The organism is Paenibacillus marinisediminis (assembly GCF_054343325.1).
Window position 1 is genome coordinate 275,005 of the sequence record NZ_JBTGUH010000002.1, and the last position, 12,854, is coordinate 287,858.

The 12,854-nt window shown below is 44.4% G+C and carries 10 protein-coding genes and 1 pseudogene; 1 reads left to right on the plus strand and 10 read right to left on the minus strand.

The window, feature by feature from the left end; genetic code table 11:
* Positions 1-7: 7 nt before the first annotated feature.
* The 9 genes and pseudogenes from ACXX53_RS07035 to ACXX53_RS07075 form a co-directional block, all read right to left on the minus strand.
* Positions 8-868 carry a carbohydrate ABC transporter permease gene (locus tag ACXX53_RS07035; RefSeq protein WP_458567921.1) on the minus strand — a complete coding sequence of 287 codons (861 nt, stop codon included), beginning with the start codon at positions 866-868 and terminating at the stop codon, positions 8-10.
* Positions 862-1,776 (minus strand): ABC transporter permease, encoded by a 915-nt coding sequence (locus ACXX53_RS07040; protein ID WP_458567922.1) that lies wholly within the window; start codon positions 1,774-1,776, stop codon positions 862-864. Before ACXX53_RS07040 ends, ACXX53_RS07035 begins: the two co-directional genes overlap by 7 nt.
* Before the next feature lie 123 nt (positions 1,777-1,899).
* Positions 1,900-3,375 carry a response regulator transcription factor gene (locus ACXX53_RS07045; protein ID WP_458567923.1) on the minus strand — a complete coding sequence of 492 codons (1,476 nt, stop codon included), beginning with the start codon at positions 3,373-3,375 and terminating at the stop codon, positions 1,900-1,902.
* Positions 3,353-5,152: a sensor histidine kinase gene (locus tag ACXX53_RS07050; RefSeq protein ID WP_458567924.1), complete on the minus strand. Its 1,800-nt coding sequence runs from the start codon at positions 5,150-5,152 to the stop codon at positions 3,353-3,355. The genes ACXX53_RS07045 and ACXX53_RS07050 overlap by 23 nt, the downstream gene beginning before the upstream one ends.
* Positions 5,153-5,341: 189 nt before the next feature.
* Positions 5,342-7,438 (minus strand): hypothetical protein, encoded by a 2,097-nt coding sequence (locus tag ACXX53_RS07055; RefSeq protein WP_458567925.1) that lies wholly within the window; start codon positions 7,436-7,438, stop codon positions 5,342-5,344.
* A gap of 436 nt (positions 7,439-7,874) precedes the next feature.
* Positions 7,875-8,141, minus strand: a pseudogene (locus tag ACXX53_RS07060) (ABC transporter permease); the annotation flags it as partial.
* An 11-nt stretch (positions 8,142-8,152) separates the two neighbouring features.
* Positions 8,153-9,022 (minus strand): pentapeptide repeat-containing protein, encoded by an 870-nt coding sequence (locus tag ACXX53_RS07065; RefSeq protein WP_458567926.1) that lies wholly within the window; start codon positions 9,020-9,022, stop codon positions 8,153-8,155.
* A 14-nt stretch (positions 9,023-9,036) separates the two neighbouring features.
* Positions 9,037-9,366, minus strand: a complete 330-nt coding sequence (locus tag ACXX53_RS07070; protein WP_458567927.1) for a PadR family transcriptional regulator — start codon at positions 9,364-9,366, stop codon at positions 9,037-9,039.
* A 334-nt stretch (positions 9,367-9,700) separates the two neighbouring features.
* Positions 9,701-10,498 carry a phosphotransferase gene (locus ACXX53_RS07075; RefSeq protein ID WP_458567928.1) on the minus strand — a complete coding sequence of 266 codons (798 nt, stop codon included), beginning with the start codon at positions 10,496-10,498 and terminating at the stop codon, positions 9,701-9,703.
* A gap of 187 nt (positions 10,499-10,685) precedes the next feature.
* Between ACXX53_RS07075 and ACXX53_RS07080 the strand changes: the two genes are divergently transcribed.
* The gene (locus ACXX53_RS07080; RefSeq protein ID WP_458567929.1) at positions 10,686-11,573 is read left to right on the plus strand and encodes a GNAT family N-acetyltransferase; all 888 of its coding nucleotides are present in this window, start codon (positions 10,686-10,688) and stop codon (positions 11,571-11,573) included.
* 112 nt (positions 11,574-11,685) lie between these two features.
* Here the strand turns inward: ACXX53_RS07080 and ACXX53_RS07085 are convergent, their stop codons facing one another.
* Positions 11,686-12,759 (minus strand): phosphotransferase enzyme family protein, encoded by a 1,074-nt coding sequence (locus ACXX53_RS07085; protein WP_458567930.1) that lies wholly within the window; start codon positions 12,757-12,759, stop codon positions 11,686-11,688.
* Positions 12,760-12,854 lie beyond the last annotated feature (95 nt).

The following is a 12,854-nucleotide window of genomic DNA, read 5'->3' on the forward strand; positions in this document are numbered from 1 at the left end:
GATCGAATCAGCCTTTGATCGAACCGATTAACATGCCTTGCGTAAAATACTTCTGCACGAATGGATAAACAACGATCACAGGCAGACAAGCGATAATGACAGAGGCCATCTGGACCGCTTCCGTAGGCAAAGGAACTTCAACATTCTCAATAGGGTTTTGTGCTCGCGTCAGAATGTTGCGGACAATCACCTGAATCGGATGCAGCTTCCTGTCGGTTATATACATAATTGCGCTAAAGAAGGAATTCCAGTGGCCAACGACATAGAAGAGGCCGACCGTCATCAGCACGGGGACAGACAACGGGATGACCATCTTCAGCAATATCCGCCATTCCTTGGCCCCATCGATCCGCGCCGATTCAAACAATTCTTCGGGAAGATTCTCGAAGAAACTTTTCATAATCAAAATGTTGAACGCGCCGATCGCCCCGGGGATAATCATCGCCCAGACCGTATTCAGCAGCCCTGTCGCCTTGACAACCAAATAGAGCGGAATGAGGCCACCACTGAACAGCATCGTAAAGGCGATTGCCAGCAGCAGAAAGCTGCGTAGTGGCAACGTTTTGCGGCTTAACGGATAAGCCATTAACACAGTCAGCACCATATTGATTGCTGTTCCGACCACCGTGATGAACAACGTTACCGAGAATGCGCGCGGGATTGCGGAGTTACCCAGTAATTCCTTATATGCGTCAAAAGTAATGCTGTGGGGTATGATGACATAGCCTCCATTTTTCAACACTTCGGACATCGGTGTAATAGAAACGGAAACAACATACATCACCGGAAAAACAGTCGCCAGCCCAACGAACAACAATATCGTATAGACAATAAAATCAAATACACGGTCTTCGATCCCTCTTACCAAATCCCTTCCCCCCATCGTTTCGCCAATTGGTTCGCTCCCACCACAAGAATGAGACCGATGAAGGATTTGAACAAGCCGACCGCCGATGCAACGCTGAAATTCAACTGTTCAAGACCGGTGCGGAATACCCAAGTATCGATAATATCCGCAACCGAATAGACCTGAATATTATAAAGGATATAAATTTGATCGAACCCGGCATCGAGGATATACCCCAGCCTCATGATCAGCAGCAGCACGATCACATTACGAATACCTGGCAATGTAATGTGCCAAATCATACGCAACCGGCTCGCCCCGTCCACTCTTGCTGCTTCGTACAACGCCGAATCGACGCCGGCAATTGCAGCCAAGTAAATGATCGCCCCCCACCCAGCGCTTTGCCATATATCCGAGCCGACTAATATGCTGCGGAACCAATCCGTTGATTGCAGAAATGGGATTGTATCGAGCCCCCATTCGGTCATCCAGCGGTTGAAAAGACCTGTCGATTGCGAGAGAAAGGCTAGCAGAATCCCGTAGATGATTACCCAGGACAAAAAGTGCGGCATATAGCTCAACGTCTGGACCACACTCTTAAACCATCGTTTTCGGCATTCATGAAACAGCAGTGCCAGTATAATCGGAGGGATCGTGGAGAAGATCAGTTTGTAAAAACTGATGACAAACGTATTTACTAGCAATTGCGTAAAATAAGGCGAATCATAAAAAAATTTGAAATGCTTATACCATGGATCCGCCCATGGACTCGCCAATATTCCCCGTAACAAATCATAGTCCTTAAATGCGATGATTGCCCCATACATCGGTACATACTTGTAGATTACAAACCAAATCAATCCAGGCATCAGCATCACGAAAAACACCCGGTGTAGCCATACTCTTCTGACAAAAGCGATGGCCTGCATCCGTTCACCTCCTTCACAACGATTGGCCTTGCATATTCAAACTTTAGCACCATACCGCGGCTTAATACATTCACGTATCTGTGTTCTTGATAGAACATTTTTAAGCAATTTCATTGATGGATTTCATACCGCATTCCTGTTTCTGTAGTGAGCCGGTGTCATCCCTGTCCGTCTTTTGAATATTTTGATGAAGTAATTATCGTTGGCGAAACCAACCCGCTCTCCCACCTCATTGACCGTCAGTTCGGTATGATCGAGTAAATTTTTCGCTTCCTTGATCCGGACGCCGTGCACATAATCGATGAAATTCCCGCCTGTTTTTTTCTTGAACAGATTGCTTAGGTAATGCTCGTCCAAAGCAACAAATTGGGCCATCGATTTGAGCGTAATATTGGAATTGTAATTTTCATGGATATAATCGAGTATTTTGTTGATCTCGTTATGGTTGGTCAGAGGTTCCTTGGTTCCATGCGTATGCCTCACGCTTGTTCTTAACCTATCTACCAGCTTCGCCAGCAATTCCTTATGATTCGTGCACATGGTCAGCTCGTTCGTATCGACGGCCGGCATATTGGCGATGCGCAGCAGCAAGCTGTCAAGTTGCAGCGCCGTATCTTTCACCACATACATGGGGAGCAAGCTTCGCTCCATTCCGCTCCATATCTCGTCTAGCAAAGATTCGCATTCCTCCAGTCGCGCCTGTTCAAAATAATGAATCAGCATGCGTTCCTGCTTCCACGGCACATAATGGCCGCCACCAAATAAGCGTATCCCAATCTCGAAAAAATGAACTTGTTTTCGCCCGCTATACCAGAATTGGTCTAATTGCGCGAGCGTATCTCTCCACCCCTCATACAACTGTTTGCCTGGAGCGGGCGCACAGACAACCGTAGGATATAGCGGCTCTTCGTGGGAGAATGGCTTCAGTTCGATATTATTCCGATGCCAGTAGAAGAATGTCGTTTGACCAAAAACGGAAAATTGGTGAATGGCCGCATGCCTGTCAGGCACGACAATACCGAAGGCAGAGAAATCGTCAACCGTGACTGGAATGTCGCCGTTCAGCATCGAGCAGATCACTACATGGGACCAGCGGCCACCATATTGCTCCAGCTCTTGCCCGGTTAACCGATATTCCTTGCGTCGAATGAGCGCTTCCCACATTTCATGATAAATTTGCTGGAAATCAACGAAAAATATGCGGGAAGTTTGTTTAGCAGCGTGGTTTAATTCAGCGTCAACCTTCGCCAATATCTCCTTCATCGTGGCGATATCCATGGAAAGCTTCAGGATGTAATCGAACGCTCCGTGCTGCAGAGCCAGCCGCACGTATTCGAATTCGTTTAGACAGGTCAACATGACGAACAGGCATGGCAATCCCGCCTCTTTCGTCTTTTTCAACAATTCGATCCCGTCCATAACCGGCATGATAATGTCACATATGACCAGGTCCGGCTGCTCAGCCTCGATAAATTCCCACGCCCTTAATCCGTTACCGGCCTCGCCAACGACTTCGAAGCCGCTTGCTTGCCAATCGAAACTTGATATTAACGACTTTCTTACATGAACTTCGTCTTCAACGATCAGAACCTTCCACATGAAGCATGCCCTCCAATGCATAAGGAATGGATACAAGCAATGGTATAGTCAACTTCACTCTTGTTCCCGGCGTTAGGGAAATCAGTTGAATATCCGCATCCTTCCTAAACAACAAGCGGCATCGTTCTCTCAGGTTTGCCAGGCCGATGCCCTTGCGGTTCCGGATGGGCAGTATAGACTTCGGCTTGTGCAAACCGATGCCGTTATCCTCCACTTCAATTGTCAGCTTGTTCTTTTCCTTATATATGCGGATCATGATGATTCCGCCGCTTTCCATGTGCGACAGCCCATGGTGTATCGCATTTTCTACAAGCGGCTGCAAGCCCAGTTTCGGTACAAGGGCATATTCCAGAGTCTGATCAACATCGTAAAAGATATCAAACAGTTGGTCATAACGAAATTTCTGAATATGTACATAAGCGCGAAGCAATTCAAGTTCACCTTTAAGATGTATAAGCTCGACATCGGAATTTAAGCTTGATTCCAACAATTTTCCGAGGGAGAGGCAAATTTCCGAGATCGTATCATTTTTCTGTTCCAGCGCGATCCACTTGATGGAATTAAGCGTATTCAATAGAAAATGGGGGTTGATCTGGTTCAGCAGCATCTGCAGGTGAATCGCCTCTTTTTGCCGCTCTTCGATCTTCAGCCGATCTACGAGATCGTTTATATCCTGCACCATTCGGTTGAACGCCTGATTCAGCCCAAGAATTTCACCTTTGTGAGCGTTTTCGGGAATGTGAACTTGCAAATTATGTTTGGCCATTTCTTTCATCGTTTTTTGCAATTTCTGCAAGGGACGGGTAACGGAAGCGGAAATAATAAAAGTAAACAACGTAAATACGCCGATCATAATATACAACGTAATCAGCACCTGGTTGCGCATCGCTTTCAGATCACCCAGAAATATATCGAGCGGAAATACGTTAATGACATACCATTGAAGCGAGGATAAATAACGGATATCGATAAGGGAATTGGTTTTTTTGTCCATATAATAGGATATGTTCTGTCCGTTACTTAATTGGGATATGAGTTTTTGAAAGATGTCGGATTGCACTGTGACCCCGCTGCTTGTCCTGGCAATGACCGTTCCGCCGGAGTCGGTTAAGAGGAAACTTTGACCTGAGGAGATTTCCCTGGCAGCAGACTTGAACCACTCGTTGTAATCAACACGAATTCGCAGCATGCCATACGGTTCATGATGTTCGTCTTTGGCTACAGAATAAAGCGTGAACAACGGAGCGTTGTTCCACAATGATGCGCTGGCTTTCTTATCAAGCAGCAAGAAATAAGAACTATCGCTGCTCAGCAGCTCGGCCAATTGCGCCTTGGGCATAATCTCGTCGAGCGGTTCGTTATGTTCTGTCTTGTACGACATATAGCGATTCCCATGAAAGTCCGCGAGCGTAAAATGCACGTAACTGCTGTATACATATTGTTGCAGCTGTTTGTACCTGTCCTCGATGATGTTGTTTCTTTGCAATTCATCATATTTGCCCGGATGTTGCAAAATGGACATGACAGTCCTATCCTTTTCCAACGTCAGCATCGACATTAATATTTTGGTCTTCATTCCTTCGAATGAATTTCCGATCTGCTCCAATTGATTGTCATTCAGCTGACTGACCCGCTCCTTGATCAGATTCTCCATCATTCTGTATTGATAGATGTGAATAGCAGCAATCGGGATGAGCACAAACAGGATTAAAGCAAAGAAAAAACGGTATTTCAGTTTGGCCGGGATCAATCGATAAAGGAAACGCTTAACCATCATGACAGCTCACCCTTACTCAAAATCATAACTCCGGATTTGCACACCAGCCGAGCGACCTTTAACAATCAACGGCAAGACGAATCGAATATCGAAATCTTGATCCTTCGTTGCCGTTTTATCGGACCAATAATTGGTCAACTGGGCTGCGCCCGGCTGGTGAACAGGACAATAATTGCGCAATACCTCTGCCTATTGCGTTTTCTTTTCCAAGTCAATCATATGCAAAATATGACGGATCATCTCTAACCGCAGCAAATCTTGATTCGTCGAGCGCTCATCGACTTCCTCCAACCAGGTTAAGGCGTTGTTTGCGGCGTTTGCCCGTTCCTGCTGACCCGAGGCAATGGCATCTGCAGCAAGCTGCTTGAGCTTCGTCGCATAGCGAATGTCGTCGATGCCTTCGCGATAGCCTTCCCAGGCGATGGTGTCGATCAAATCCGTTTGGGTCGGATAAACCAGATTGAAGTTGCGGAATTCATCCTGAATGGAGTTGTCGTTCCAGATGTTCGGAGGTCCTTCATAAAAAATATAATTGTAAGTAGCATCATAATTCGCTTTGTATACCCACATTCCATGACGTTGGCGCATCAGGTCAGGGTTCTCGGGACCTGTGTGCGGGTAAGCATAGTTAGTAATGATCTTGTCGTCGCCGAAACTATGCCAGGTCTCCGCTTTCTCCCGCGTCGGTTCGCCAACTATATTCAAGAAATTTTCTTTTACATCTAGCCGGTAGTGACTCTCATTGCCTGTAGAAAATACTTTGAACCCTTTATCCTGTATATATTTCCACAGCTCCTGCTCGTACTGAAGCATCGACCAGCCCGGTTCATCCCATCCGTCGAAATAGAGATTGGTATGGCCGACATAATTGGAAACAAAATCAATCGCTTCATCCAACGACGCTTTATGGTCATCAATCCCTTTACGCCAATCAGTGTAAAGTTTATCCATCTTAAGCTTGTTCTCTTGGGTCGGGTTCGCCTCATAAGCGGCTTTAGCAGATAGATAACCAGTATATGTCGTAAAAATATGATAAGGAGCAAATGTCTGCCTGACGCCAAAGAGCGGATTCAGGCTGAGTCCGGCTTGCTGCATCAGATCGATCTGCTTTGTGAAGGCAGCTTTGTCCTCGATTGAATATAACGGGCCCGGAATGTTGAGTACGTTATGGTCTACCAAGTTGCGGTAATCGTTCAGCAGCTTGGTTTCTACCAGTTTCATATTCCCATTCGCCGTTTTCAAATTTTCCTTTACGCGGCTTTGATGGTAGAGCATGACGTAAAAGTCTTTGTTCAAATCATAATACGTCTTTGGTTTGGGGAGCTCGAACGGCAGCACGCGAATCTTCAATGTTATTTGTCCAGCAGAAATTCCGTCTGCTAAAATATCGATCGTGCCTGTATATGTACCCGCCGGTGTATCGCTGGGGACATGTGAGGTCAACCACATCTGCTTGGACTCTCCTTGCTTTAGCGTGATCGGAAGAAGTATAGGGCTATCTGCAACCGGCTCATTATAGGTGTTAAACTTGGTTGCCGGGATATTAGATATGTCCACGTATTTCGCCCCATCAGGATAATCGATACGCAACGAATTTCCCTTCCGGGCATGATCGACTTTGATCAAATTTTCGTCGTGCAGCAACAGTTCAGGCACCAGCACACTTTTGGCAGAGTCGGCAAAGTAGCTTTGCCATGCCGTCCCGCCCTGGTACCAGGTTTTTACAACATGCAGATCTACCGCATTTGCCGGAATCGTGCTTTTCTCGCCCGTCAGATCGCTCACGGTAAAGGTAACTGCATTCACATCGCCAAGCGGAGCAAGCACGAAAGAAGCCGCTTCAAATTCGCCTTGCGCCGAAATGACGGAAAGTTGGTCGCTGATTGCCCCGTCTTCAGGGAGCAGGTCCGGAAGTCGCTTGATCGGGCTTACCGCCGGAACATTATAGACGACAAAGGGAGAATTCGTCCAAAGCTTGCTGCCAACCGTTTTAAAATCATTTGCTAACTTCAGCGCATAATTCAGCTTCTTCCGGGTATTAGAGCTATCTTCTTGGGTAGTAGGAGAAGACAATAATTCATTAGCTTGATCACGCACACTTACAAGATATTGTTTCATCTTCAATGAATCAATCATATCTATGTCCATATTCAGTTGTCCGACTTGTTTGTTCAGATCACCCTTAAACAATGTCTCGCCGGAAGCTCTTGTCTGTGCCATGGCAGGCGAAATCACCGTTAGTGCAACGCAGGTCATCAAGACAACTAGCATTAGACGCTTTCCCATAAATTCATCACTCCCTTTGCAAATTCAATTCATTGTCCTCTGCGTGGCGAAGTACACATGGGTGTCGGCATACTCTCTTGTCAAAAACTCTGCTTTGCTTAAGTTCACCTCTTTCATGCAATTTGACTTGCATGTTCACTATAGCACCAGGATCTAGCATAATACATTCACGGATCTGTGTTCTCGATAGAACATTTTTAAGCAATTTCATTGATCTAATTAAATTTTAAGAGTACAACCATCACCTCGATCTTGGGGATGTTGATATGTGAGCCTCTCGATTTTAGGTTAGGCTGTAGTTCATAAAATTGTATTCGGTATATATCCATTAATTACCTTTTGGGGTCGCATTCGAATTTTTTATACAAGTTCTTTTCATTGGCTTTTGACAAAAACATTTATCGTTAAAAGAAAAAAAGCCGCAACTACGCGACTATTAAGCATATATGTTCTTATACACCCTCATCGCAAAAATATATGCCACGAGCATGATTCCGACGCACCATGCAAGAGCGACCCATATATCATTGCTCACCGGCTGATCTAACAGCAATGCACGGATGGCTTCTACGATTGAGATTGGGTAGGAAAAGGTGCTTGCGCCATCGACCGTTTTTACGAACAATCCGGCAATTGCTGCGACCCAAGTTAAGGCCAGAGTAAACAGCGCGAGTATGCCGGCGTCGGCAAGCCATGACAGCACTATTCTCCTCCTTATATAACCGTAACTTTTGACAAATCGACGACCCATAGGCCTTTAAGCGCAGCATAGGTCAGCTTATCCATCGTCGCGCCGTCAAAGCAGACGGTTTTGAAAGCAAGGTAAGATTTGTTTGTTACGGAAAAGGGTAGACGGAATGACACGTTCTTGAGTGTCGCTCCCCTAAACGAAACGTCGTTCAGTGCAGACTTGTCAAACTTGACACCGATGAAGGTCTGCCCGTCAAAACACATTCCTCGCAGGTCGGAATATTTGAAATCCACGCCAGTAAAGATACAACGATCAAAGATTGTTTTTCTAAGGTCGGTCTTGGTTAGCGTGACGTCGGTCAGTTTTACGTCTGTGAATTTTGCTCTGTCTAGTCCTGATGTGTTGAAGTTGGTGCGTACAAGGATCGATTTATTGAAGCTCGCATCCGCAAGATCTGTGACGGAAAAGTTGCAGTCTGTTAGAATTGCGCCGTCAAAATTGGCTTCACGCGCATTACTGGTTGCAAACGAGGTACCGGTCAAGTCAGCTCCAGCAAAGTCGGCTCCGCGCAACGCGGCCACTTTGAATTCTCCTTTGTGTAAAATAACGCCCGCGAAGTCACTCTCTTGCAGATCGATCGCACGGAGGTTTATCCGCACTTGCCGTTCCAGCGAGCGGGAGAGGTTAGCGACCTCCTGTACCGTTTGCTCAATGTCTCCGATGCTATCAATGGTCATCTCAAAAGCCGTTTCATCGTCCTTGCCCTCGGCTTTGAGTTCACGGAACCGCTCCTGCAAATCGGAAAGCAGGTCGTACTTCAATTCGGTGACGCTTTTTACCCCATCGTACGGTGCGAAAACGCCGTTCAAATGGTTGGTCAATTTCTCATTCATAACCTCAACACTCCTCATAATAAGTTTTCAAGCACGCGTTTTGCATACTCCCAGTTGCTTTTGTTGCGAGAGTATGTATCCTTGCCCTTTTCGGTAATCCGAAAATACTTGCGTCGTCCGCCCTGTGATTCATCGCCCCAATACCACTCGATATCACCGTCAGTCTCAAGCCGGCGTACGCTGGAGTACATCGTGGCTTCCTTTAATTCATACTCACCACCCGAGCGCTCGGCAATTAGCTTGACAATCTCATAACCGTAGCGGTCAGCTTCGGACAAGAGCCGTAAAATCATCGTGTCGGTATGGCCGCGTAGCAGGTCTGATGTAATTTTGTTATCGCTCATACAATCACCTCCACAATTGCATGATACGATATACTACTGTGACTGTCAAGGTAGTGTTTTGATTATAATACACTGTCTGAAGTAATTGGTGCATCCATAATAAAAACTGCGCAGGGCGCGGTTTACCTAGGAGTATATTTGCGATGTCTCACCTTCGAACCTTACATCTCATTTTCGAAATCAAGTATTCTCTAACGAAAAGAATACTGTTGGATCATGGCATAGTTAATCAAACTTATAACTAAAGAATAAATAGTAAAACCTTCTAATAGAGCAACTAATTAATTCTAGTTTGCCTCTAATAGAAGGTTTCGTATGCCCGTATATTCGATTACTATTTCCAATCATTGAAATGATCTTTTATAAAAGGTATCTCTTTCTCATAGTGAGCCAAGTGACCCTCATCGATCATTTTTTGAAAGGCTTCGTTTCCGTTAGCGGCAAATTTTTTAATCGTATCACACAGTACAATCAACCGTTGAATAATCCACTCTTGCAGATTATTGGGGACAGGAATTCCATAGGATTCAAAAAACAATTGAATTCGCCGACGTCGCTCTGCAGCATGTTTATCACGCTGGTATGCTACTATATCCATTGTTCCAGAAGAACGGTCAGGCGTGAAGCCGCCAAGAGGAACCGATGTGTAAAGAGTATAGGCAATGTCCCACAGACGCGGACCTGGGCCTGCCATGTCAAAATCAATCAGCGCCGCTGGCTCCCCATTTCGATTGACAAGATTGTAAAACGCTGCGTCATTATGACAGATTACTTCGTACTCGGCTTCATTTGCGTATTTAAGCTGCCATTTATCCTCGCTATTGAAAGTGAACGATTGAGTCGCATCATGGAACTGACGCAAAAGGCACGCCAAACCAGCAAGCGTTTCGTCCGACCAGATGTACGGTTCAAGTTCTGGTTGAGCAACATCTCCAGTTACAAAAGTCAATATTTCACGACCAGAATCATCAATTCCGAGAAATCTTGGTGCTCCCTCAAAGCCTTGTTTTTCTAAATGTTTGAGCAGTTCATGAACACTTGGACTCCAATCCCCCGTAGGGCGGCGAACAGTGTTTCCTATACGGACAATATGATTTACATTTCCGCCTTTTAGCACTTCTTCATGGGACATAGGGTTTCATTCCTCGCTTTTCATTGCACTTTCTATTGCAGATTTTATAGAGACACTCACCTGATCATAGCAAAATGTTACTGATATCGTTAAATAAAGAACAACTATAATAAACATTTCTCTTGTTATAGTTTAGATCAAGAACAATACTTAAAAGGGATAGTTAATGATAAAGGAGTTATTGATTATGGAACAATGTATCTATAGTAGAAGATATAAACTTCTTAAGGATTTCTCTTCAGTTCATCGTTTTCTTACGGATATTTATTCATTTGATACATTGAACAGTTACCTTTTGCCACAGTTTTTTGAATACGCACATACGCATCCATGCTTTCATCACCAGTTAACACACCGTTTCGGTCTTTGGGAAAATGGCAGTAAACTTGTCGGTATTGCTTGCTTTGAAATGAATATCGGTGAATGCTTTCTGGTAACTGACCGTGAGCATACATTTCTTTTGTCTGAAATGCTTGCATATGCAGAAAAGGAGTTGTCTGTAGTTGATAACGACAAGCACACCCTTTCTGTTTGGGTAACTAATAAGGAAACAGAGAAGATTGAACTATTGTCTAGGAACGGTTATACAAAGGTACATACCGAACCAGTACGGATATTTTCCTATAACAATTCGTTCCTAAATGCCAAGTTACCAGAAGGATTTTCTATAGTTTCCTTAGAGGATGAAAACGACTATAAGAAAATCCATGATTGTCTCTGGAAAGGCTTTGACCATGGAGATAATCCTGATAACGATATTGACTGCCGAATGCTGATGCAAAGCGGTCCAAATTACAGAAAAGACCTTACAACAGTAATAAAGGCTCCAAATGGCGATTATGCCTGCTTTGCAGGAATGTGGCTCGATGAGACAAATAAGTATGCATATCTTGAACCTTTAGCCACCGTTCCTAAATATCGCAAGATGGGACTTGCCACTATTGCACTCACTGAAGGAATGAAAAAATCAAAAGCGTTAAGTGCAACCTATTGCTTCGGAGGTGTTCCTGAATTTTATACCGCTATCGGCTTTGAAACCAGCTGCTACCGTGAACTATGGAAAAAGGTATGGTAATAGGCTCAAGGCTGCCGATTGATTGTTGCACCGGCAGCCTTGTATATGTTGAAGGTATATTTCTTATTTATAAAATCCTCTATATAAATTAACAATGACTGATACAAAAAGACTAAATATCTCGTTCCTCATACTCAAAGGGTTCTTCACACGAGTAAATCTCATGGAAGAATCCCATATACGGGATATCGTCTTCCAAACATTTTATGAGGTACGACAGTTCCTCGTCACACTCCGGTTCCTCACCGTTGTTCTGCATCACTTCGAATGCATCAACAATATTTTCCATGAAATTTACCTGAATAAATAAGGGTAACTTATCCAACATCGAATCTTCGATCTTGGTCTCGGATCTGTATCCCGCGAGGACGATTTCAAAATAATCATCCATAAACTTTTTACGTTTACTGACGTCTGGTTCGAATTGTATCCAGCCCACTCCGCTTCTCCAGAGACCTGCCAGGTCAAACATATACCAACAGTTACATGAATTATCGAAATCATAGACGGTGATTTGCCCGGTATCAAAATCTATTGAATAATTCCCATCGTTATAATCAAAATGGACCATACCAAAAGACTCATGGTTCTTGTCCAATCCTTCTAAGGTTTTAAGGAGCTCTACCAGCTTCTTCTTGAGTAGTGATAACGAGTCGGGGATCAGTTTATCGATATAATCAGCATTGTATTTATCAAAAAAACTATACCGACTATGGACAGGAGTATACCCTTTCGATATTTGGTGCAGTTTCCCCAGGACTTTACCGCAATTATAATAATATTCGGTAATTGGAGCTCCTTCCCGGTATTGATAGTGATTTTCTACCAGCAGTTTTCCATTAGCCTTTTCAAACAGGCAGACATAAAAGGTGTGATTCTGATGAGTTATCTCTTCCAGCAGATTCCCCTGCCGGGAGCTGATGACATTTGAGACGCTGCCACCGTGCTCAAATAGATACCTCACATATTCCATTTCACCTAGAAAATCTTCCCGGCTCCTGTCAGGCAAGAATGCAATTCGAAGTATTTTTGCGCCCACGCCTTCTTTCTCACAGGTATAGACGACATTCCGGCCTCCTTCATGTGGCGGAATCTGCTGAATTGCATAGCCTTCTAATCCATACAACTCTGATATTAATGGAAGTAAATATGCATCACCGATTTTAACAACCTCGTTATAAGTCATAGCATCTCTCCTTTAGATCGTAACGTATTTATAATAGATATATGTACAGTTTAACAGTTTCTACTGATAAACTGATTAGCAAAAACAATTATAGT

What these genes read in the sequence shown, in the direction of transcription:
- ACXX53_RS07040 (WP_458567922.1), bottom strand. Translation starts at nt 1,776, where the DNA reads ATGCAGGCCATCGCTTTTGTCAGAAGAGTATGGCTACACCGGGTGTTT.
- ACXX53_RS07045 (WP_458567923.1), bottom strand. Translation starts at nt 3,375, where the DNA reads ATGTGGAAGGTTCTGATCGTTGAAGACGAAGTTCATGTAAGAAAGTCG.
- ACXX53_RS07050 (WP_458567924.1), bottom strand. Translation starts at nt 5,152, where the DNA reads ATGATGGTTAAGCGTTTCCTTTATCGATTGATCCCGGCCAAACTGAAA.
- ACXX53_RS07055 (WP_458567925.1), bottom strand. Translation starts at nt 7,438, where the DNA reads ATGGGAAAGCGTCTAATGCTAGTTGTCTTGATGACCTGCGTTGCACTA.
- ACXX53_RS07065 (WP_458567926.1), bottom strand. Translation starts at nt 9,022, where the DNA reads ATGAATGAGAAATTGACCAACCATTTGAACGGCGTTTTCGCACCGTAC.
- ACXX53_RS07070 (WP_458567927.1), bottom strand. Translation starts at nt 9,366, where the DNA reads ATGAGCGATAACAAAATTACATCAGACCTGCTACGCGGCCATACCGAC.
- ACXX53_RS07075 (WP_458567928.1), bottom strand. Translation starts at nt 10,498, where the DNA reads ATGTCCCATGAAGAAGTGCTAAAAGGCGGAAATGTAAATCATATTGTC.
- ACXX53_RS07080 (WP_458567929.1), top strand. Translation starts at nt 10,686, where the DNA reads ATGGAACAATGTATCTATAGTAGAAGATATAAACTTCTTAAGGATTTC.
- ACXX53_RS07085 (WP_458567930.1), bottom strand. Translation starts at nt 12,759, where the DNA reads ATGACTTATAACGAGGTTGTTAAAATCGGTGATGCATATTTACTTCCA.